The 21,739-nt window shown below is 70.9% G+C and carries 13 protein-coding genes; 7 read left to right on the top strand and 6 right to left on the bottom strand.

The window, feature by feature from the left end; genetic code table 11:
• Positions 1-3: 3 nt before the first annotated feature.
• Positions 4-1,314, bottom strand: coding sequence for an ABC transporter substrate-binding protein (locus ACFY36_RS05165; protein ID WP_499744609.1), 1,311 nt, complete (start codon positions 1,312-1,314; stop codon positions 4-6).
• Between the two features lie 158 nt (positions 1,315-1,472).
• Here ACFY36_RS05165 and ACFY36_RS05170 point away from each other — a divergent pair, with 158 nt between their 5' ends.
• The gene (locus ACFY36_RS05170; protein WP_499744610.1) at positions 1,473-2,042 is read left to right on the top strand and encodes an aspartyl/asparaginyl beta-hydroxylase domain-containing protein; all 570 of its coding nucleotides are present in this window, start codon (positions 1,473-1,475) and stop codon (positions 2,040-2,042) included.
• A complete protein-coding gene (locus ACFY36_RS05175; RefSeq protein ID WP_499744611.1) occupies positions 2,039-2,689 on the top strand; it encodes a Type 1 glutamine amidotransferase-like domain-containing protein in 651 nt (216 codons plus the stop codon). The genes ACFY36_RS05170 and ACFY36_RS05175 overlap by 4 nt, the downstream gene beginning before the upstream one ends.
• A 14-nt stretch (positions 2,690-2,703) precedes the next feature.
• Here the strand turns inward: ACFY36_RS05175 and ACFY36_RS05180 are convergent, their stop codons facing one another.
• Both ACFY36_RS05180 and ACFY36_RS05185 read right to left on the bottom strand, forming a co-directional pair.
• Positions 2,704-3,339, bottom strand: coding sequence for a hypothetical protein (locus ACFY36_RS05180; RefSeq protein ID WP_499744612.1), 636 nt, complete (start codon positions 3,337-3,339; stop codon positions 2,704-2,706).
• Positions 3,336-4,286: a carcinine hydrolase/isopenicillin-N N-acyltransferase family protein gene (locus tag ACFY36_RS05185; protein WP_499744613.1), complete on the bottom strand. Its 951-nt coding sequence runs from the start codon at positions 4,284-4,286 to the stop codon at positions 3,336-3,338. The genes ACFY36_RS05180 and ACFY36_RS05185 overlap by 4 nt, the downstream gene beginning before the upstream one ends.
• Before the next feature lie 184 nt (positions 4,287-4,470).
• Between ACFY36_RS05185 and ACFY36_RS05190 the strand changes: the two genes are divergently transcribed.
• The 5 genes from ACFY36_RS05190 (at position 4,471) to ACFY36_RS05210 (ending at position 8,864) form a co-directional block, all read left to right on the top strand.
• Complete coding sequence (locus ACFY36_RS05190) at positions 4,471-5,574, top strand: NDMA-dependent alcohol dehydrogenase (RefSeq protein ID WP_499744614.1); 1,104 nt, start codon at positions 4,471-4,473, stop codon at positions 5,572-5,574.
• Between the two features lie 69 nt (positions 5,575-5,643).
• Positions 5,644-6,450 carry an NmrA family NAD(P)-binding protein gene (locus tag ACFY36_RS05195; protein WP_499744615.1) on the top strand — a complete coding sequence of 269 codons (807 nt, stop codon included), beginning with the start codon at positions 5,644-5,646 and terminating at the stop codon, positions 6,448-6,450.
• Positions 6,451-6,461: 11 nt separating this feature from the next.
• On the top strand, positions 6,462-7,511 hold the full coding sequence (locus tag ACFY36_RS05200) for a DUF2293 domain-containing protein (protein ID WP_499744616.1): 1,050 nt from the start codon (positions 6,462-6,464) through the stop codon (positions 7,509-7,511).
• Between the two features lie 211 nt (positions 7,512-7,722).
• Complete coding sequence (locus ACFY36_RS05205) at positions 7,723-8,283, top strand: matrixin family metalloprotease (RefSeq protein ID WP_499744617.1); 561 nt, start codon at positions 7,723-7,725, stop codon at positions 8,281-8,283.
• Positions 8,217-8,864: a hypothetical protein gene (locus tag ACFY36_RS05210; protein ID WP_499744618.1), complete on the top strand. Its 648-nt coding sequence runs from the start codon at positions 8,217-8,219 to the stop codon at positions 8,862-8,864. Before ACFY36_RS05205 ends, ACFY36_RS05210 begins: the two co-directional genes overlap by 67 nt.
• Here the strand turns inward: ACFY36_RS05210 and ACFY36_RS05215 are convergent.
• The 3 genes from ACFY36_RS05215 to ACFY36_RS05225 form a co-directional block, all read right to left on the bottom strand.
• Positions 8,854-11,769 (bottom strand): AfsR/SARP family transcriptional regulator, encoded by a 2,916-nt coding sequence (locus tag ACFY36_RS05215; protein WP_499744619.1) that lies wholly within the window; start codon positions 11,767-11,769, stop codon positions 8,854-8,856. The two genes, ACFY36_RS05210 and ACFY36_RS05215, sit on opposite strands and share 11 nt — an antisense overlap.
• Positions 11,770-11,833: 64 nt before the next feature.
• Positions 11,834-18,118 carry an RHS repeat domain-containing protein gene (locus ACFY36_RS05220; RefSeq protein ID WP_499744620.1) on the bottom strand — a complete coding sequence of 2,095 codons (6,285 nt, stop codon included), beginning with the start codon at positions 18,116-18,118 and terminating at the stop codon, positions 11,834-11,836.
• A 27-nt stretch (positions 18,119-18,145) separates the two neighbouring features.
• Positions 18,146-21,703: a discoidin domain-containing protein gene (locus ACFY36_RS05225; protein ID WP_499744621.1), complete on the bottom strand. Its 3,558-nt coding sequence runs from the start codon at positions 21,701-21,703 to the stop codon at positions 18,146-18,148.
• Positions 21,704-21,739 lie beyond the last annotated feature (36 nt).

Here is a 21,739-nt window from a genome sequence, read left to right on the forward strand (position 1 = left end):
CTCCTAGGACTTCGCGGCGATGTCCTTCATCGACTTCTTGGCGTCGGCGATGACCGCGTCGAGGTCGTCGCCGGTGTAGTACGCGCGTTGCAGCATCTTGAGCCACGGGCCCTGCGGCGAGTTGATCTGCTCGAAGAAGGTCAGGGTGTACGGCGTACGTCCCACCGTCAGCGCCTCGGCCACGTCCTGCACCAGCGGTTCGGCCTGGAAGTACTTGTTGTCGACCATGTCGCTGCGCGTGGTCAGGTTCAGCGCCTTGGCGTACACCTCGACCTGAACGTCGTCGGAGAGCAGGAATTTCATGAAGTTGACAGCGTCGTTGACGCGCTTGCTGCCCTTGGGGACGACGACCAGGTCGCCGCCGATGAACGAGGCGCTCGAGCCGTCGGTCATGCCGGGCAGCAGGGCCACGCCGAAGTCCATCTTGGGGTTCTGCTGCCGGGCCAGCGTGATGTTGAAGTTGCCGGTGCCCATCATGCCGACCTTGCCCGAGCCGAACTGGAGGTGGAACGTCTCGCCGTTCTCGGTGCGGTCACCCTCGTGCACGTTGCCGGCCTTGACCATGTCCCGCTCGAACTGGAGCACCTGCTTCACGCCGTCACCGACCAGCGGCTCGTCGCCGGGCCCGGCCGCCTCGATCTTCGCGCCGGACGCCCACATCAGCGGCCCGACCGTGAAGATGTTGCAGCCGGCGCAGTTGCCCGGCAGGTAGTAGCCCTTGACGTCCCCGCCCAAAGCGGTGATCTTGTCGGCGTACTCCCGCAGCTGGGGCAGGCTCGTCGGCGGCTTGGCCGGGTCGAGGCCGGCCCGCTTGAAGAGATCCTTGTTGTAGAACAGGGCTGACACATCGGCGTACAGAGGAACGCCGTAAAGCTTGTTCTCGTAAGTGGAGACTGTCATGTGCCCCTTGCTGGCGGTCTTCAGCTCGGGCCAGCCGCTGATCCGAGCGGTCAGGTCGACGAGCTGCCCCGCCTTCTCGAACTGGGGCGCGTAGATGAGATCCATCCCCATCAGATCGGGCACCTGCCCCGACGCGATCCCCTGAGCGATCTTGCCGACCATCTCCGTATGCGGAATGTAGGTGAGAGCGACCTTGCAGTCCGGATTCTTGGCGTTCCACGCCGCGACCAGCATGTCGACCATGTCCTTGTTGCCGCCCGAGCGCTCCCACATGGTGAGCTCGCCCTTCGTGGCGCAACTGGTCGTAGCCTCCACGACCTGCTCGGACGTGGACTCCTCAGCCCCTTGGGAGCAGCCGGCGACCCCGATCATGGCCGCGACCGTCAAGAGGGACAGCCGCTTCCGGTTCCTCATTAGACGCGCCTCCTGCCGAGCACCCCCGGCCCGGATGCCGGGTTACCGGCGACCGTACGCCCACCGCATACGTTTGCGTACATACGTTTGCAGCCTTCGGCACAGCTTGCCGAACCCGACATAGACGACGGCTCACCAGGAGCCGTACCGTCAGCGGCATGTTCGTGGACGATGACCGGTTCCCCTTCCTGGCCGACCTTCGCCGGTCCTCCGGAGAGATCCGGGCGGAGTGTGCGGCCCTGCGCGAGGAGTCGTTCGAGCCCTGGGTGCAGCGCGAGATGTACGGCACCGGGTGGAGCGTCTACGGGCTCGTGGCGTTCGGCACCCGCATCGAACAAGCGCTGGCGGCCTGCCCGCACACGGCGGCCGCGCTGAGCCGGATCCCTGGCCTGACGACGGCGGGCTTCTCCCGCATGGTTCCCGGAACCCACATCAAGCCGCACCAGGGCTGGGTCACCACCGTCTACCGGGCCCACCTGGCCTTGATCGTCCCGGATGGCGACTGTGCTCTGCGAGTCGGCGCGGAGACCCGCCCTTGGCGCGAAGGTGAAGTGTTCGTCTTCGACGACACCACCGATCACGAGGCGTGGAACTACTCCACGACCACCCGTACAGTCCTGTTGTTCGACTTTTTGCGCCCCGGCCGAACCATGGACGAGCTGGACGACCTGCCGCCCGAGGTCGCGGCCGCCGTCCACCGCCGGGCCCGACCTTCGGAGGCACGTTGAAGCTCCTGCTCACCTCAGGCGGCGTCACGAACAAGAGCATCAATGCGGCGCTCGTACGTCTCCTCGGCAAGCCGATCGCCGAAAGTCACGCCCTGTGCGTTCCGACCGCCCAGTGGGGGCACCCCGCGTGCGGTCCGCAATCGGTGCGGGGGCTGGTGAACGGTTATGAACACCTGACCGGGCTGGGCTGGGCGTCGCTGGGTGTCCTCGAGCTGACCGCCCTGCCCACCATCGGCGCTGAGCGCTGGATGCCGTGGGTTCGCGAGGCCGACGTACTGCTGGTCGACGGGGGCGACGCCACCTATCTGAGTCACTGGATGCGCGAGTCCGGCCTGGCCGAGCTGCTGCCGGCGCTGTCCGGCAAGGTGTGGGTGGGGGTGAGCGCCGGCAGCATGGTGATGACACCCCGCATCGGGAAGCTGTTCGTCGAGTGGGCGGCCGCTCCCGACGACCGCACGCTGGGCGTGGTCGACTTCTCGATCTTCCCGCACCTGAACGCCTTCCCCGGGAACGCGATGGCCGACGCCGAACGCTGGGCCGCCGAGCTGGGCGCCCCGGCCTACGCGATCGACGAGCAGACGGCGATCCAGGTCGTCGACGGCGCGGTCGAGGTGATCTCCGAGGGCGAGTGGAGGAAGTTTCAGTAGAAGATCGAAGCTTCTCATCGTCGAGCAGGTCCCCGTGCCTCCACCCCCTCGACCCGGTCCATGGCATCGTTGAGGGTCCATGTCATCCCTTCAAGACAGTGCGGTGAGTGATCCGCGCGGGGAACCACGTGACGTCCTCGGGTGTGCCGTCGACGGTGCCACGCGCGCGATTGGCCACATCGGCGACCTGCCGCGCATCGGCCGCCGAGGTCAGCAAACCGTGCTCGTTGATCCGGACGGAAGCCGTCCGCTCCCGTAGGCCGTAGCAGAGCCAACTGTGGACGGCCCGCCTCGAACCCGAGCACTTCGAAGCCGAACGCCGGGCCGGGCGGCGGGGGAGTCCGCCGGGCGAGGTTCAGCAGGATCGGATGGGGATAGTCACCGATCCAGTCCTCGACCATCCTGGCGAGGTCATCGGCGTCCGATGGCTGCACGCTCACGGCGAGCACGTGGGCGGCCGGCGAGCTCCGAGCGGTGCTGAGGGCATCGGCCAGGGTGAGATGCCACGGCGCGATCAGCGGATCGTCGCCGAAGGGCAGCAGGTCGGCCAGGCAGTCGCTGACCGTGACGACTTCGGGCGGCAGGCCCTCGGCCCAGCGCGCGGCCGGAGGTGACCAGCGTTGTCCCACCGCGAAGGCGGCCAGGATCATCGGAGCGCGACCGACAGAGGCGGGCTGTAGCGCTGGGTCGCCTCGATGCCGAGCAGGAAGCGAACGGTCATCGACGCGTTCGCCATGTGATAGTCGCTGCGCCACAGCGTGACGGCCGCCGCAGTCGTTTCTTCGGCTCGGACCGTGTCGAGGGCGCCGTGCGCGTCAAGGTGCTCCAGTCGACGGGCGAGCCGGCGGAGCCGACCGTGGCTTTCGCTGTCCGCGGTCAGCGAGCACAGCAGGTGGTTGGTGACGGCCGACGGGGAGTCGACGATGTGCTCGATGTTGTCGCCCTCCCGCTCCCAGACGAAGGCGTCGCCCCGGGCGTCGGCGACCAGGAAATGGCACGAGCTGTACCGGGTGTAGTGCTTGGCGCCGAGCAGCGCTTCGCGAGCCTCCTCGGCCGTACGGCACCGGTCCAGCAGAAACCTCGGCAGCTGAGACTCGTCCAGACCGGCCTGCGGTGAGCCCGAGGGCCTGATCGTCTCGCCTTGCCCGTCCGCGAGCTCGACGATGCACAGCCCCGCCTCGTTGATCCCCTCCAGGCAGCCGCTCAAGTTGTTGCCGGTGACGGCCACGGACGCCAGGCCCTGATCCGGGTGCATCTCCACCACGTGGGGCCGGGCCAAGGCGGGAAGCCGCTGCCCGTGGGCGGGCGGCGTGGTCTCGATGACCGACTCGTGAATGTCGAAGTTCCGCACGACCCTGGGCGGGCACCACACCGCCGAACACCCACCCGGCAGGGGCGGTCCGTTGAGCTCGTCCACGCACAGCGCCGGATCGTCGTCATCCACACCGAACGCCGCCGCCATGCCCCGCGACCGTTCGCGATGCTCGGGCCAGTTCACCTCGAACCATCGCCGCCGCGCACGCCCGACCACAGCCGCCACGGGCCGCGGCGCCGAGCCGTACACGCCGGCCGCGGCCCGGGCCAGCGCGAACCCCATGTCGGTCTGGCTGCCACGTACCACAAGATGGGACGGAACAACGAAGTCACCTGTCACATCGGCGATCTTCACATGGAAGCCTCAGGAGTGGGCGTGCCGGCGGTGATGATGGTGCTACGGCATCTGTGATCATGGTGACGGACGGAGGGCCGAACCCCGTACGGCCGAATGCGTCTTCAAAGGCATGAAAACCAAGGCCGCGGTTCTGTTCGAGACGGGGAAGCCGTTCGAGATTGTCGAGCTTGAGCTGGATGAGCCTCGCGAGGAGGAGATTCTCGTACGGTTTGTGGCGGCTGGGCTCTGTCATTCGGAGCTGCATTACACGAGTGGCGACATCGCGGCCCGCGTGCCCTTCGTGGGTGGGCATGAGGCGTCCGGTGTGGTCGAGGCCGTCGGGTCGCGCGTCACGCGGGTCAAGCCGGGCGATCACGTCGTGACGACCTTCGTGCCCAGTGACGGGACCTGCCAGTACTGCTCGACCGGGCGGCAGTCGCTGTGCGTGCTCGGGGCGACCCTCGCCACCGGTGAGCTGCCGCAGGGTGGGTTCCGGCTGCACCACGGTGGCACGGACGTGGGCGGCTTCTGCATGATCGGTGCCTTCTCCGAGCGGTCCGTGCTTTCGCAATATTCGGTCGTACGCATCGACCCGCGCCACGATCTCGTGACGGCGGCCCTGTTCAGTTGCGGAATTCCGACCGGCTGGGGTACGGCCACGAAGGCCGCCGATGTGGAGCCCGGTGACGTGGTGGTCGTCTTCGGCGCCGGCGGCATCGGCATGAACGCGGTGCAGGGCGCGCGGTACAGCGGCGCCAGCGAAGTCGTGGTGGTCGACCCGGTGAAGCTCAAGCGGGACACCGCGCGGCATTTCGGGGCCACTTACACCTACGCCACGGCCGCCGCCGCCCTCGACCGGATCAGCGAGCTCACCGGCGGCGCCATGGCTGACAAGGCGCTGGTCACCGTGGGGCAGGTCGACAGCGACGTCGCCACCGCCGCCTTCGACGCGGTGGGCAAGAGCGGCACCGTGGTCATCACCGGCCTGGCCAAGGAACGGTTCGCGGTGCGCTCGCCCAGCGACATCATGTTGGTGCAGCAGAAGACCGTGCGGGGCGCGATCTACGGATCACTCAACCCGCAGTACGACATCCCGCGGCTCCTGCAACTCCACCGCACCGGCGACCTGCGGACCGACGGGCTCCTGACCAGGACGTACACCCTCGGAGAAGTCAACGACGGCTATCGTGACCTGGTCAAGGGCCGCAACATCCGCGGGGTCATCGCGCTCTGAGCGTTTCGCTTATGGAGGTGAGGGTCCAGGGCATTCCGCGTCTACGAGGTGGCCCGTCTACTGGAAGGCATGATTCTTCTCATCGGCGGGACAGGAAAAACCGGGCGCAGGGTGGCGCAAAGGCTTGTGGAGCAGGGGATTGACGTACGCCTCGGGTCGCGCCGCAGCAGCACGCGATTCGACTGGCACGACGAGTCGACGTGGGCGCCCGCGCTCGTGGGCGTGCGGGCGGCGTACATCACCTTCTATCCCGATCTCGGTCTGCCTGGTGCGGCGGAGATCGTGGGCGCCTTCGCCGAGAAGGCGGCGGGCGCCGGGGTCGAGCAGTTGGTGTTGCTCTCCGGACGCGGGGAGGAGCTCGCCCAGCAGGCCGAACGGAAGGTGCAGGCGGCCGGGACGGGCTGGACGATCGTGACGTGCTCCTGGTTCATGCAGAACTTCAGCGAGGACTTCCTCGTCGAGGCCGTCCGCGGCGGCGACATCATGCTGCCGGCCGGTGACGTGCCCGAGCCGTTCGTGGACGCCGAGGACATCGCCGACGTGGTGGCGGCGGCGCTCGTCGATCCAGGCCACCGGGGGCACCGCTACGAGCTGACCGGGCCGCGGGCGCTGACCTTCGCCGACGTGGCGGCCGAGCTGAGCCGCGCCACCGGCCGCACGATCAAATACACACCCATCACCCATGAGGAGTACGGCGTCGTGCTGCGCGACGCCGGGCTGCCGGCCGAACTGGGCGACATGTTCCGGCACGTCCTCGACGGCCGCAACGTGCGCACGGCCGACGGGGTGAGGCGGGCGCTGGGCCGCCCGGCCCGCGACTTCGGCGCGTACGCGGACCGCCACGCGCCCACGGGAGTCTGGGATCCGGCCGGGTAACGTGGCCGTCCATGCAGCCCACCTCGAAGCTGGAACGCCGCGTGGTGACCGCCGCCGAGAAAGCCCTGGCCCAGCAGCGGTACGTGAGCCCGCTGGACGTGCTGACCGGCCTGGGCTGGCTGGATCCGGGCCGGGTGACGGAGTGGCGCCAGGGCCGGGCGCCGGTCCTGGAGGCGGTGGCGGCGGTCTCCCCGGCCCGGATCACCGACGCGCTCGAGGTGTTCCACCGCTGGGTGCGAGGCCGCGGCTTGCAGCCGAGCGAGGTGGAGTACGTCTCGGCGACCCGCGACCGCCGGCCGCTGCGCTTCACCGAGTCGGGTGACGAGACGGCGTACCGGACGCATTGGATGGCGGCCGAGCTCACGGAGAAACAGCGGGAACGGATGACCACCCGGCAGAGCAAGGCGCCGGACCTGGTGGTGGTGCTGCCGTCCCGCGAGTTCACCTGCACGGGCTGCGGCCACACGGGCGCCGACATGCTGATGATGGAGGACGGCGGCCCGATCTGCCTGACCTGCGCCGACCTCGACCACCTGGAGTTCCTGCCGGCCGGCGATGCCGCCCTGACCCGCCGGGCCAAGGCGGCGAGCCGGCTCTCGGCGGTGGTGGTCCGGTTCAACCGATCCCGCAAACGCAACGAGCGTCAGGGCCTGCTGGTTGAGCGCGCGGCGATCGAAGAGGCCGAGCAGCAGTGCCTGTCCGATGAGGACGCCCGGGCCCGCCGCCGGGAACGGGACCGCGAACGGCGGGAGGCCGCCGACGAGGTCTTCCAGCAGAACCTGACGGGCGAGATCCTGCGCCTGTTCCCGTCCTGCCCACAGGCGCGAGCCGCCGAGGTCAGCGAACACACGAGCCTCCGGGGCTCGGGTCGGGTGGGCCGCAGCGCCGCCGGCCGTTCCCTGGACCCCGACGCGGTGACGAGGGCGGTGATCGCCTCGATCCGCCACAAGGACACCCCGTACGACGACCTGCTGATGTCCGGCGTCCCCCGCGACGAGGCCCGCACCCGCATCCGCCCCACCATCGACAAGGTCCTCGACAACTGGCGGCGTCCTCTCTGAATTCAATATGAACGGAGCGGATAAGAAAGGGAAACGGTAATAGAATTAATTCCTCCCCTTGTGAACCTTGTCACGGCAGGCGGGTCATCTTCATCGGACTCTGTCGATTAAGCTTTCGCTCGCTTGTAAATGCGGGCATAAGCAACGGGGGCAAGGGGGCGATATGTCCAAGGCTTTATCGCGAGCAGGTGGCAGTATTCAGAAGTCCGGGGTGCGACGTGCTCTGGCGATATTCGTCACCGGCCTGGTGGCCGGAATTGTCGCGGTGGTGGCTCCGGTCTCTTCCGCTCAGGCGTACGTCCTTTGGACATGTAAGTTCGCCCAAGGGGCGCCGCTTTATGTCGAGCGGGCCGCCAATACTTACGGCTGGTACTGGGACCGGTCGAAGGAGGCGTTCGCGCGGTGGAACTCGACAAATACGCCGACCAGCTTCGGTGTCACCACTGATCGGCCCGGAAACGTCGTCATCAGCTCGTTCGCCTTCGCCGACCCGACCGTCTACGCCGAGACGTCCGGCCGGTGCAGCGGCGGCGTGTGGTCCGGGCACACCGTCAACATCCGCTGGTCCATCGGTCTTTACGACGAGCTGACGTACGCGCAGGGTCGCCTGGTCGGCACCCACGAATTCGGTCACGCGCTGGGGCTGGATCACACGAACCCGTCGTGCACCGGAACGAAGTCGGTAATGGTTCAGGGGCCGAAGAAATGGACCTGCGGCTGGGGTCTGGAACCGTGGGCCGACGACATCGCCGGTGTTCACTACCTCTACTGATCGGGGCTGACAACATGCGTGGAAAGTTTGTCGGAATCGCCGCGCTCGGGCTGGGAGTGGCGGCCGTCGCGGGAATTGTCTTCGCCGGAAGCCCCTCCCGCGGATCCGCTGAGCCGGCGCCGGAAAAGGTCGTCATTCACACCGATCGCTACGAAGTCGCGTCGGCGTCCGAGCTCGCGGATCTGTCGGAGCAGGTCGTGTCCGGTGAATTCATCGGTGTGGCCAGGAGCGGCATGGGCGGCGAGTACGGTCTCGCCCAACCGGACGACGCCGCCCAGCCGCCCGTGCAGGTGTGGAAATTCAAGGTCGACAAAACTCTGAAAGGCGCCGAGAAGGGCGAAGTCCTCGTCGTTCGATACGACGCCGGAAAAGTCGCCAGTGACGACTCGCCGGTCTCCGGCGGGATGCGGGCCGTGCTCTTTCTGAGCCGCGAGGTCAACGGCGCCCGCGTCGTCGTCGGTGGCGACCAGGGCATCATCCTGCGGTCCGCCGGCGACAAGCTTTCGCCGATCAACCGCGAGGTGAAGGCTCTCCCGGACGCCGGCAGCCAGGAAGCCCTGACCCGGACTGTCAAGGACTGACGGACGGGGGCCCGGCGGCGGCTGCAGCCCGGCGCAGGGCCCCCTCCTCGGTAGCGTCGGGGGCCAGCTTTCGCAGCTCACGGGCGGCGTCCAGCTCGGACAGCGCCGCCGCCCGGTCGCCCCGGGCCAGATGGGCCTCGGCGAGCAGGCGCCGGGCGACCGCCTCCTCGTGGGGATCGCCGACGCTGTGGTGGCACCGCGCGGCCGATCCCAGATGCTCGACCGCGGCCAGGGTGTCACCCCGCCGAAGATGCGTGGCGCCGATGTTGGCCAGCGTCTCGCCCTCGGCCTCCCGGTTGCCCGCGTCCCGGAACGCGAGCAGGGCCCGCTGGAAATGGGTCAACGCGGTGCCGAACCCGCCCAGCGACGTGTGTATGCGGCCCAGAGTGTCCGACGCGAGCCCTTCGCCGTAGCGGTCGCCCTGGTCGCGGAACTGCTGGAGGGACCGCGCGGCCGCCTCCACCGCCTGGTCGGGCTTGCCGCCGTCCAGGTGGACCATCGCGAGGTTGTTCCACGCGTGGGCGACGCGGCGAGGGTCGCCCACGGCGGCACTCAACCGCAGCGCACGATGATAGGCGTCCTCGGCCTCGTCGAATCGCCGTCGCCCGGCCAGGACACGGCCGAGGTTGATCAGGACGCGGGATTCACCGTCGGCGTCGCCCGTCTCCCGGTAGTAGCGTTCCGCCTGCCGCAGGTGGTCCGTCGCCTCGGCCCACCGGCGCAGGGTGCCGTGGGTGATGCCGAGGCTGTTGTGCATGGCCGCGCGGCCGAACTCGTCCCCGATCCGCTCGGCGGCCTCGAGCCCGTGCTGGTACACGGCGAGCCCGTCCAGGCCGTCGCCCCGAATCTGGTAGTAGACACCCAGCAGATACGCGAAGTTCCAGGCCGGCCTGTACTCGCCCCGGTCGAGGGCGGATCTCGTCATGGCGGCGAGCCCGGGACGCTCGCCGTCGAGCAGCGCCAGCGCGGACTCCAGCCGTTCCGGCACGAGCGCCTCGTCCACCGGAGTCCGTGGCGTCAACGGTGGACGGCGGCGGCGGGGCATACCGAGCCGGGACACGACCTCGGCCACCGCCATGAGCCAGTCCAGCACCCGGTCCGCCGCCGCGGCCCGGTCGGCGGCCGGTTCGTCGGACTCCAGCCGCTCGGCCGCGTAGAGCCCGACCAGGTCGTGCATCGTGTAGCGCTCCAGCGGTGACTCGTCCACCAGGTGTGCCTCGGCCAGCGAGCCGACGATGCGGTGAGCCTGCTCCGGTGCGACCCCGAGCAGAGCGCCGGCGCCGTACACGCCGACATTGGCCCCCGGGGCCAGGCTCATCCGCCGGAACAGGCGCCGCGCCTCGGTGGCCAGGCGCAGGTACGACAGGTCGAGCGCCACCCGCACGGCCGCCTGCGCGTCGTCCTCGACGGCCAGCGCGTTCAATCGCCCGTCACGAAGCTCGCTCACATGGTCGCGGATGGCCGCCGCCGGGTCGTCGTCGAGGTTGGCCGCGGCCACGCGCAGGGCCAGCGGCAGCCGTCCGCACGCCTCGGCCAGCTCGGCCGCCGCGCCGGGCTCGGCGTCGACCCGGGCCGGCCCCAGCACCGCCCGCAGCAGATCGCCCGCCTCCTCGATCGCCAGTGGCGCCAGCGCGACGCGGTGCGCGCCCTCCAGCGCCGTCAGCCCGCCCAGCCGGTTGCGGCTGGTCACGACGACGGCCGAGGTGGGCCCGCCGGGCAGCAACGGCCGCACCTGATCGACACCGGAGGCGTTGTCGAGCAGGACGAGCATGCGCCGGTCGGACAGCTGGCCGCGGTAGGCGGCGGCTGCCTCGTCGACGCCGGCCGGGATCCGCTCGGCCGGCACCCCGAGAGCGCGCAGGAGCTGGCCCAGCGCCTCGATCGGCGTGGTCGGCGCGTCCACCGCGAAGCCGCGCAGGTTCACGTAGAGCTGGCCGTCCGGGAACCGGTCGCGTACGGCGGTGGCCCAGTGCAGGGCCAGCGCGGTCTTGCCCACGCCGGCCGGGCCGACGATCGTGGCGACGATCGGGGAGTGGTCGTCGAGGACGACCTTCAATCCGGCCAGCTCGGTGGACCGTCCCGTGAAATGACGGGGTGGGGCCGGCAACTGGGCGCGGCCGGCCGAGGCCGTCACCGGCCCGCCGCTCGCCGGTTCGAGGTGGGGATCGCCGCGCAGGATCGCCTCGTGCATCGATCGCAGGCCCGGTCCCGGATCGATGCCCAGTTCGTCGGCCAGCCTGTCCCGGACGGTGCGATAGACGGCGAGCGCGTCGGTCTGCCGGCCGCCACGGTAGAGGGCCAGCATGAACAACGACACCAGCCGCTCGCGGAACGGGTGGCCGGCCACGAGGGCGGCCGTCTCGGCCGCCGCCGCGGCGTGGCGCCCGCAGGCGAGATCGGCCTCGAGCTTGGCCTCGACCGTGGCCAGCCGCAGCTCCACGAGGTCGGCGCCGACGCGGTCGCGCAACCAGTCGGTGGCCACGTCGGCCAGCAGCGGGCCACGCCACAGCGCGAGGGCCTCGCCCAGAACCCGGGAGCGGCCGGCCGGATCGGGCAGGCGGGCCGCCGACTCGGTCAGAGCCCGGAACCGGCCGGCGTCCACACTGTCCGGCGGCACGTCGGCGACGTAGCCGTCACCCCGGGTGCGCAGCTGGAAGCCGTCACCGCCGTCGCGGTGGGGGTCGAGCAGGCCGCGCAACCTCGACACATGGCTGCTCAGCGTCCCCCGCGCGTTGGGCGGCGGCTCGCCCTCCCAGAGTAGATCGACCAGCCGATCGATGGTGATCGCCCGGTTCGGTTCGAGCAGCAGCAACCCGAGGAGGCATCGCTCACGGCGACGACTGCCCAGGTCGACGCGGTCTCCCGCCCGCAGGGCGGCCATCGGCCCCAGCACCAGGAAATCCATGGTGCTGTATACCTTAGCGTCCGGCGGCTCCCGGCGGGGGCCCGCCAGGAGCCTCCGGACGCGATCAGAAGAGCTGGCACACCGGGCACAGGGCGGCCGAGGCCCACGGGGGAGCGTAGCCACTCACCCAGGTGTTCGACTTGCCTCCGCTCCCGCCCGGGATGCCGACCGAGTACCCCGCGTATGTCGCGTGGACGTCCTCGCCGTCCTTGCCTTTGCCCCAGGCGTATTCGACGTCCACCGGCCCGGCGCCGCCGCCGCCGAACTTGAACTCGTCGGCCAGGCTGTCCTTCGTCCTGGCGTCGGACACCTGGACGCCGATGCTGACACCACCTCCCATGCCGTAGCTGCCCGTGCTGCCGTCGAGCGGTTCGGTGTTGCCGGGTGGTGTCGCGCCGGTCGCCGTGACGAACGCGCCGTTGTCGTCGGTCTGCAGGCACACCGACCCGCTGAGGTTGAAGACCAGTGCCCCGCCGCCCGCGAGACAGATGCCGACCGTGCCCATGGGCTCGGGATCACCCTGAATGGTCATCGCGTCCTGTGTCAGGGCCCGGTGGAAGTTGGCCGAGCAGCCGCGGCCCATGGATTCGCAGCCGGCCGCGACTCCGCGCACGGCGTGCTCCATCGCCCCGTAGCGATTGTCGTGCGTGACCCCCGGCGCCATGGCGTCGGTCGACTCGGCCAGGGCGTACGGGTCGGGGTGGTCCATCGGCAGCATGTAGCCGTCGATCGTCACCGTGCCGTCGTGGTAGATGACGAGCTTGGTGCCGTTCTTGTAGTTCCGGCTGTCCTTGATGCCGCGCGGGGCGGGCTTGTAGTCGCCCAGGCAGTCCGCGCGCGGGACATTGCGCGGGCACAGCTTCATCTGCTGCTGCCGCCACTTCTTCTTCTCCCGCTGCACGTTCTGGACGAACTTGTCGGCCGCGCCGCCGCATTCGTCCAGACAGACCCGCATTCCGGACGCGTCGTTACCGGTGACCGGGGTGTTGTTGGCGTACGCGTACCCCTGCCAGCTCTGCGGATCGCCCACGTCCATGAGCGGGTCCACCGCGAGGAACCGGCCCAGCTCCGGGTCGTACTCGCGGGCGCCGAGGTGGACCGTGCCCGCGGTGTCCTGCTCGCCGCCGACGTAGCCGAACGGGTTGGACCAGGCGGGCGACGTGCCGCGGGCGACGCCGAACGGGGCGAAGCGCCGCTGGGTCAGGGTCATGTCGGCCGCCCGGAAGGCGTACTCGCTGCTGCCCTGGTGGTCGGTGGCCTGCCAGGACAGCCCGCCGGCAGTGTCCCGGCTGGCCACCGTGCCGGCCAGGTCGTGCTGGTAGAGCCGGGTTCCGGTGACGGCCCCGCCGGTCGTGGCGCGGAACTGCACACCGCCGACATAAAGGGTCCGGCCCTCCGGGTCCCGCTGGAGCAGGCGGCCGCCCTCGGGGTCGTACAGGAACGTCGTGCTCTCGCCCTTCTCGGTGACGCCGGCCAGCTTGCCCTCGGCGTTCCACGACAGCGTCTGCTCGCCGGCGGCTCCCGGCCGCCGCACGGTGTTCCCCGTCTGGTCGTACGAGTAGCTCTCGGTCGTGGTCCCACCGGGCCCGGCCTTCGACAGGGTTGTGACGGCGTGGGGCTGGTCCGCGTCCGCCGCCGGATAGGTGAGGGTCTTCGTCGTGGCGCCTCCGGTCCGGTGCTCCGTCTCGGTGAGACGGTTCCCGTTGGGCGCGTAGGTGTAGGTGCGAAGGTAGGGTGCGGGCCCGCCGGTCCTGGCCGCCGCCGGGTCGGCGGCGCAGTCCCCGTCGGCCGGGGTCCAGGCCGCGGTCAGCCGGCGCACGCCGTCGTACCGGAAGCACTGGGTGTCGTCCTCACCGGCGCCGAACGCGGCGAGCTTGTCCGCGATGGACGTGATGTTGCCGGCGGGGTCGTACTTGTAGAACGTGTCGGCCGCGACGACGGGAGCGAAGTCGGCCAGGACCTGGTGCTCGGCCAGCCGTCCGGTGCCGTGCTCGTAGGCCATGTACTGCACGACCTCCTTGCCCGTACCACCGCTGGAGTGCACGGCGGCCACCTTTCCGTCGTGCCGGTACTCGGTCCGGGTCACGTAGGTGCTCAGCCCGGTCACCGTGTCGGGCAGGCCGAGCGGGGTGTAGCCGAAGGTGATCGTCTCCGCGGCCAGGCCGCCGAAGTTCGCGGCGCCCGTCTTCGCGGGCAGGGTCCGCGTCGCCACGCTTCCGTTCACGTTGTACGTCTGCGACGTCGTGTACTCGCCGGCCAGCGCCCCCTCGACGGCCGGGATGGTCGTCCTCGTGCCCAGCGGCTGGTACCGCGGGGTGTACTGGGTGATCTCGCTGACGTACTGCCGGCCGGCCTCGTCCAGGCGCGTGGACGAGGTGAGCTGGCCCTTGGCCAGGGTGTCGAACGTCCACGACGTGAGCAGCCGGCCGTCGGCGGAACCGAGCCGGGTGGCCGTCTTGCGGCCCAGCGGGTCGTAGCCGAAGGCCACCGTCACGCCGCGGGCGTCGGTCATGGTCTCCATCTGATCGGCGTCGTCGTACGTGTAGGTGACCACGCCCTTGCCGGGATCCTCGTCCCGGATCTGCCGGCGCCGCTGGTCGTAGGCGTACCGCCAGGTCGTCCCCGACCCGTCGCGGATCGAGGCCAGATCGCCGGCCTTGGTGTAGGTCCGCACGGTCTCGTCGTAGGCGCCGGCCGGCACGTTGCCGCGGTACTGCCGGGACCTGACGACCTGGCCGCGGGCATCGGTCCACTCGGCCGTCGCGGTGGCGCCGGGCGGGGCCTCGGTACGGGTGTGATCGCCGCCGTAGCTCGTTCTGGTGCGCCACTTCGCGACCGCGTCGACCTGGAACGTCTCGGCGTCGAGCCGCTCGGCGCCGTCGTAGGTGAGCACGGTCTGCGCCGGGACCGCGGTGTCCCCGGCCGGCACGAACAGGGCGGGACCCGGCGACGCGGCGTTGAAATAGGGTGGCCGTCGCTTGGCCTCCAGGCCGCGGCTGTCGTACAGGGTCTCGGTGATGACCCGGCCCCCGCCGTTGGCCGGCATCTGTGACTGCCGGGTCCGCAGCAGGCCGTCGTACAGCGTGTACGAGCGGATGTGGGCCGTGCCCGCCGTGTTCAGTTTCAGGGTCGTGACCACGGTCGGGGCGTCGTTGCGGACCGTGTACTCGTAGCCGATGTCGGGCAGGGCCGGACTCTGCCGGCCGGGAAGCCAGACGCCGGTCAACCGGCCCAGCGGATCGTAGGCCAGCCGCGTGATCCGGTCGTTGGCGTCGGTCATCCGGGTGGCCAGTCCCCACGCCGGTTCCGCCTCGGTCACCGCCGACCACTTCAGGGGGTTGACGACCTCGGTCCGGGCCAGCGGGCCGCCGGCCTCCGGCGTGTACGTGGTTTCGGTCGTCCGGCCGAGAGCGTCGGCCGTCTCGCTGGGCCGGCCGTGATCGTCGTAGGCGGTCGTGTTCTGGGTGACGTAGGCCGGGCTGCCGCCGCTCCAGCCGGCCAGCCGCTCGGTACGGGTGGCGAGTCCCCGTGTCAGCGTGGTGCCCCAGCTGTCGGCGCCGTCGTACCAGGTACGCACGTCGGAGATGACGTCCTTGGCGCGGTCGGGTGTCGTCGCGCAGTCGACGGCCACCGTCTCGACCCGGGCCAGGCTGTTGAGCATCGTGCCGGCGGCGTTCGTCGCGTACGTGTAGCGGGTGCACTGATCGTCGCTGGTGGTCGCGAGGTCACCGGCGTTGTCGACCCGGTCGACCCGCCCGCTGCGATCGGCCAGGAAGGTGCTGGAGGTCCGGGTGGTGCGCCAGCCGCGACCCGCGTCGAGCGCGGTCCTGACCGTGGTGACGCCGGTGCTGACGACCCGTGCCTCGGTGGTGATCTGGTGCAGTGACTGCGTCGCGGTGGGGCCGAACTGGTAGGGGTCCTTCAGCGTCTTGCCGACCACCTCGCCCGTGGTGCCCAGATAGGTGATCTGCTCGCGCAACTGCCCGGCCAGCCACTCGTGGTCGGTCCACGAGCCGCCGTCGGAATCGGTGACGGCGGCCGACCGGGTGCCGGTGGCGAGCCGGTCGCCGTGCATGCCCCGGAAGTACCGGAACTCCGTCCGGGACTGGTCGGAGCCGTTGCGCCCGTGGGTCTCGGTGACCGTCTGGTAGCCGCGCCACTGACCCCAGGTGCGGCGCGTGGGCAGGACCATCGGATTGTCGTCGGAGTGCCAGGCCGGGGCGTCGTAGTTGTAGTAGGTAACCTGTTCCGGGGCGGCGCCGGTGAGATCCACCGTCGACACCTCCTTGACGACATGTTTGTGGAAGTACTCGAGCTTCGGCGTGCTCGCGCCGGCGGGCAGCCAGTACACGGGGAAGCATCGCTTGGCGTTCGCGTCCGCCGAGGCCGGCATGGTGGTGCCGGCCACGCACTCCGCCGGGTAGTACGTCACCGTGATGAGGGCGCCGCTCTCCGAGGTGATGGACGACATGCGGTAGCGGATGATGGAGCTCGCCGCGCCGGCCGGGTCCACCCGGTTCGATCCCTGCACGGGCGTGAACTGGACGGGTGGAAGGCACAGCTCGCCGCCGACCAGCCCGCAGTGCTGGAGCTGCTTGAGCCACAGGATCTTGGCGTTGCCGTCGCCCGGGTTCTTGAACTCGTGGGTCAGCCGCCACCGGTCCACATCGCGCCAGGTCTTGGCGCCGTTGGCCACCTGCGTCCTGATCTCGGTCAGCTTCTGCGTGCTCCAGAACGTCGGTGAGTACTTGCCCCGGCAGTCGCCGCCGCCGCAGCTCTGGTCGAGCGGGACGTCGGGGAAGTTGGCCGGGTTGGACTCCACGCACGTCGCTCCGGCCGTGACGCACCGATAGGCGTATCCGAACACCACACGGGCCGGCGCCGTGCCGGCGAACACGGTGTCGGCCCCGGCCTCCTGCCGGGTGCCGTAGGCGATCTCACGGACCCGGCTCGCCCGTACGTAGGCCGGGGTGTCGGTCGCGGTCACGTTGCGGGCGTAGTGGTTCATCTCGCGGTCGTAGAAGTACGACATCGTGTTGCCCAGCGGGTCGATCACGTAGTCCAGGCCCCACCGGTAGCCCTGACGGCAGCTCGACGCGGCGAACGTCGACTTGTTGCACGGCTCGAGCGCCTGGTTGCCGAAGACCGGCGCGTAGGAGACGGAGTTCGTGACCGGATCGGACGTGCCCGATCGCCAGCCCGGCAGCCGGTTGAGGCCGAAGAAGTACTGGGTTCCGTCGGTGGTGGTGACCTTCCAGTACTCCCCGTCCTCGTCACCGTTGTCCGGCCCGGTCAGGCGCTCGACAGTGGATCCGTCGTCGTTCGCCGGCCGCCACACCTTGGCGGTGGTGTCGTAGACCAGCCGGCTCGACCGGCCACCCAGGCTGAGCATCGCGTTCTCACCGGCCCAGCACAGGTCGCCGACGTTGGACTGCCCGTCGTCGGCGCAGGCCCGGTAGCCCCGGTCGATGAACCCGGGATTCCACCCGAAGCCCTCACCCATCTCCGAGGGCTGGGAGTTGGTGGCCGCGCTGAACCCGTCGACCGCCTGGGCCGAATATCCCAGCCCCAGGTTCGGCTCCGGCCCGCCCGGCGCCGGCGGTGTCCGCAGGGGATAGGACCAGGTGAAGTCCCCGGCGCTGCCACCGGCCGACCACGAACCGGACGCCTTGAGGTCGGTCGCCTTGTAGTCGCCACCGTCCGACGACGGCCCGGCCGCGAGCGCGACCAGCGTCCCGGCCGGCGACAGGTCCAGCTCGGCCGTCATCACGCCGCCGGCCACGTCGTTCGTGGCCGCGAGCGGCGTCGCCCGGCAGGTGGCGGCATCGGGTGTGGTCAGGCCGCACTCGGGCAGCCGCACCAGTCGCAGGCGGCGGGCCCAGTCGCCGCCGTACGCCTCGGCGAACTCCGTGTAGCGCACCGCCACCCGGGACCGGCCGGTCTGTGCCACGCCGTCGGCCCGGGCCAGGCGCACCGCCAGGTCGTATCCCGACCGGCGGGAGACCGCGCGGTCGACCAGTTGCGCGTCGACCGAGCCGGGCGCCGCCGCTCCGCCGCCCGCCGACACCGCGACCGGCATGGCGCCGCCGAACACCGGGGCGCGGCCGTTCGCCGGCAGCTTCGCCGAAGTGGTCGCCGGCCATCGCACCGATGGCACCGACGTCACGGCCGGTGTCCGGTCCGGCGGAGCCGGGAGCGCCGTGAAGTTGTTCCCGGGCACCGACGCCAGATCGGCCGGCCGGGCCGGGCGGGGCGCGGCGGCCTCCGCCACCGCCGGCGGCACCACACCGACCGCCGACACCAGCAGAGTCGCCGCGAAGATCATGGTCGGCGAGCGTCTCAACCTCATTTTGTCTCCCCCCGTAATGAAATGCGGTTAACCCGGGTACGCCTCGATCTCGGCGAACTGCATGAGTTGCAGGCCCGTGCCGGTGACCCGGATCCGGGTGGCGGAGCGAGGCGGGAACGTGAAGTGGTGCCCGTCGGCGGTGACCGGGGACGGGTAGCCGGCCCGGCTGAGGACGGGCGACCATGTCGTGCCGTCGAAGACCTCGATGGTGAAGTTGTGCGGGAAGTTGAACCCGACGGCCGACAGGTCGCCGCGCGGGTACAGGACGACCCGGCCGGCCTGACCCGGCTCGGGAAGGGCGAGCTCGATCCATTCGGTGTGGTACGTCTCCACGTCGGACCAGGAGCTCCACCCGAGGCCGCCCGTGACGCCGTCGGTCGCCGCCGGCAACGACCAGCCCCAGTCGCTCGGCGCGCTGCTGGACGCCGTACCGGCCGCCCCGGCGGCGAGATTGGCGTCGGCCACGGTGCCCCGCGGCCCGGCGCCGCCCCGATAGGCGAGCACGGGCGGGGCGAACGAGCGCCCGGCCGCGGCGAAGGTGTAACCCCGGAGCTGGTAGCCGCCGCAGCAGCGGTAGAACGCGGCGATGCCGGTGGCGCCGACGGTCGACAGGGCGGTCCGCCCGCCGCACCACGCGCCGGCGGCGCTCGTCCAGACCCGTCCGGGCGATCCGACGGTGCGATCGGCGTTGCCGTAGAACGGAACCAGGGTCGTGGTGCAGCCGCCCCGATCGTGCAGGAGGACCACGTCACCCCGGCCGTCGGCGTCGAAGTCGCCCGGCACCAGGTCGGTCGCCGACCAGCAGAACGCGCCGGCGCCGGAGTCCCACTTCAACCCGGCCGGTTCGAAGCCGCCGGGGGTGCCGTAGTGGATCCACATCTTGGTCTGGCAGTTCGGGTACTGGTAGAGGTATCCGACGTCGACGCGGCCGTCGCCGTCGAAGTCACCGGCGAAGGTCTTCAGGTTGGCCCAGTCGGCCCACCCGGCCGGGTGGGTGTACCAGGTCGCGGGGGCGGCGAACGACGGCACGCCCGGCGAGCCGTCGGCCAGGAGCACCCGGATCGAGTACGTCGTGTTGCCGTCGTTGTGGACCACGGCGATGTCGGTCCGGCCGGCCGGGTCGGCGTCGAAGTTGCCCGCCACCAGCTTGACGTTGGCGATGTTCCAGCCGGTCAGGATCTGGGAGGGCGCGCCGAGCACGGCGTTGCCGGTCGAGCGCTGGACGGACAGGCGAACGTTCGCGCCGTCGGATGTGAGGACCGCGACGTCGCTCAGCCGATCGCCGTCGAAGTCGCCCTGAACCGTCCGCGTGCCGGCGAGGGGATATCGGACCTCGACGTCCTGCACGGCGGCCGGGCCGGCGAGCCCGTCGCCGTCGGCGTTCCAGCGCCACAGGGTGGCCTGGCCGCCGCCGACATCGACGGGCAGGGTCACGTCGGCCCGCCCGTCGCCGGTGGCGTCACCCGGCATCGTCGCCGCCGCCGCGGCCGGGTTGGCCCGGAACTGCCGCGTTCCGGCTGCGTCGGGCGCGGTCGGCGGCACCGGTGAGCGGTTGCCGGCCGAGTCGACCGCGACGACCGTGAGGAAGTTCTTGCCCAGACCGGAAGTGACCGGCACGAGCGGCGCCGACGCCCGCCCGTCGAAGCCGGCCGGTACCCAGATCGTGGGCGCCGTCTCCACCGATCCGGTCCCGTAGTAGTACCCGGTGATGTCCGTGTCGCCGTCGGCCGGGCCGAAGGTCACCGTCGCCGTCGAGCCGACCCGCGTCGTCGCCGGCGGGGTGGCCGGGAACGGGGGCAGCTGCGTGCTGGTGACGCTCGGCTGGCCCGGTGTCCTGTTGTCCACGACGAACTTGCACCACGGGGTGTAGTCGCTGTGATCGGTGCCGTCGAAGGCTCGTACGCGCCACTGGATCGTCTGCCCGTCGGGCAGCGACGAGGCGGGCAGGCTCGCCTGGAACTCGTGGGGCGGCGTGACCGACGGGGTGTCCGGGAGGGCCGCGACCGGTGTGCCGGCGGTCAGGTTCTGCCATTCGAACCGGGCCAGGACGGTGGCGCCGGCGTCGACGTCACGCGCGGTGGCGGCGAAACTGACGCCGCCCGTCGCGTTGACCCGGCCCACGGTGTCGCAGCCGACCCGCTGCGACGTGCCGATCGTGGCCGGCCCGTCCGGCACCGGCGGCACCGTGTTGTAGGTGATGAGCAGCTGAGCGTCGTTGCGGAACCTCTTCCAGCCACCCGGCATGGTGGCCTCGTTGGCCGCCTTCAGCCCGATCGCCACGGTGGCCCACCGGCCGGCGGCGGCGTCGGTGACGGCCGCGTTGACACCGAAGTCCAGCCAGCCCGGCCCGTTCGCGCATCCACTCTTGCGGGCGATGTTCACCGCGGACAGTCCACGGCTCCAGGTCCCCGCATGGTTGTTCCAGTTCGTCGCGGTCGAGACGTCGCCGACCTGCCACGCCTCGACCCAGTCGGCGGTGCAGTCCCACGCGTGCGTCTCCCAGGCCCGGAACGTGGCGCCGAGGACGTGGGTGCCGTGCACCGCCGCCGGCATGGCGAACTCCCAGATCAGTCGCTTGACCTGGTTCCGGTTGCAGGTGCTCTCGACCCGGACGTCGCAGTAGCCGGCGCCCTCGTCGCTCTTGCCGTCGAAGTTGTAGTACTCCTCGTCCGGGAAGCCGCTGGAGATCATGGCCCAGTCCTGGCGGCCGGCGTCCACCTGCGGGTCGATGTAGAGCGGCAGGACGGCCGCCGGATCGTCGAGCAGCTTGCGGTCCGGTGCCAGGGTCAGGCCCGGCTCGCCGATCGTCAGCGCGATGCCGGCCACCCGGTCGCCCTCGGCCGGCCCGTCCGGCGACCGCGGCGCGCCGACCCCGCCGGCGCCGCCCGACGAGTCCCACATCTTCGGGGCCGGACTGGTGAACACGGTCCGGCCGCGGGCGTCGCCGGCCACGAAGCCGCCGCCACGCGGGGTCAGCGTCAGATCGGTGTCCACGCCGAAGGTCACCGTGCGCAGCGCGGGCAGCGACTCGCGGGTGCGCACCACCAGCGTCTCGGCGAACCCCTCGGGCCGGGCCGACAGCACCAGGTCGACGCCGGGCAGCACGTCGGCGTAGGTCGCCCGCGAACCGGACAGCACGGGCGCCGGCAGGGTCCACGGAGCCGTCAGCGCCAGCGAGCCCCCGGCGGTGGCGATCCGCGCCATGGCACCGGCGCCGGCGGCTGAGAAATCCAGGCCGGCCGCCGTCGCCAGCGGCCGAACCCTGCCCCCGTTGGACCGCAGCGTCGTGTCGACGGCGGCCCACGACCCGCCGGAACCGCGCACCCGGCGCGGCACGGCGGACGTCTCCAGCGTGTAGGAACCGTTCGGGTTGGCGAACACCTGGTCCCGCTCCGACCGCCGGCCGAGCACCTCGACCCGCGACCCGCACGCCTCGGCCCGCGCCGTCGCCGCGGCCGCGTCCGCTACGCCGGCGGGACACGCGGCCGCCGCCGCGCCGGCCGGACCGCCCGGCGCGGACAGTCCGGAGGCCACCACCACCACCACGAGGGCGGCACCCGCAACGCGCCGCGCGGAACCGAACATGCGTGCACTCCTTGGGCCAGGGCCGCACGCATCGGT

The sequence above is a fragment of the Actinoplanes sp. NPDC000266 genome, assembly GCF_042899005.1.
In the GTDB taxonomy this organism is placed as follows: Bacteria; Actinomycetota; Actinomycetes; order Mycobacteriales; family Micromonosporaceae; genus Actinoplanes.

Coding starts and splice junctions, on each gene's coding strand:
- ACFY36_RS05165 (WP_499744609.1), bottom strand. CDS start 1,314: ATGAGGAACCGGAAGCGGCTGTCCCTCTTGACGGTCGCGGCCATGATC.
- ACFY36_RS05170 (WP_499744610.1), top strand. CDS start 1,473: ATGTTCGTGGACGATGACCGGTTCCCCTTCCTGGCCGACCTTCGCCGG.
- ACFY36_RS05180 (WP_499744612.1), bottom strand. CDS start 3,339: ATGATCCTGGCCGCCTTCGCGGTGGGACAACGCTGGTCACCTCCGGCC.
- ACFY36_RS05185 (WP_499744613.1), bottom strand. CDS start 4,286: ATGGGGTTCGCGCTGGCCCGGGCCGCGGCCGGCGTGTACGGCTCGGCG.
- ACFY36_RS05190 (WP_499744614.1), top strand. CDS start 4,471: ATGAAAACCAAGGCCGCGGTTCTGTTCGAGACGGGGAAGCCGTTCGAG.
- ACFY36_RS05195 (WP_499744615.1), top strand. CDS start 5,644: ATGATTCTTCTCATCGGCGGGACAGGAAAAACCGGGCGCAGGGTGGCG.
- ACFY36_RS05200 (WP_499744616.1), top strand. CDS start 6,462: ATGCAGCCCACCTCGAAGCTGGAACGCCGCGTGGTGACCGCCGCCGAG.
- ACFY36_RS05210 (WP_499744618.1), top strand. CDS start 8,217: ATGGACCTGCGGCTGGGGTCTGGAACCGTGGGCCGACGACATCGCCGG.
- ACFY36_RS05215 (WP_499744619.1), bottom strand. CDS start 11,769: ATGGATTTCCTGGTGCTGGGGCCGATGGCCGCCCTGCGGGCGGGAGAC.
- ACFY36_RS05220 (WP_499744620.1), bottom strand. CDS start 18,118: ATGAGGTTGAGACGCTCGCCGACCATGATCTTCGCGGCGACTCTGCTG.
- ACFY36_RS05225 (WP_499744621.1), bottom strand. CDS start 21,703: ATGTTCGGTTCCGCGCGGCGCGTTGCGGGTGCCGCCCTCGTGGTGGTG.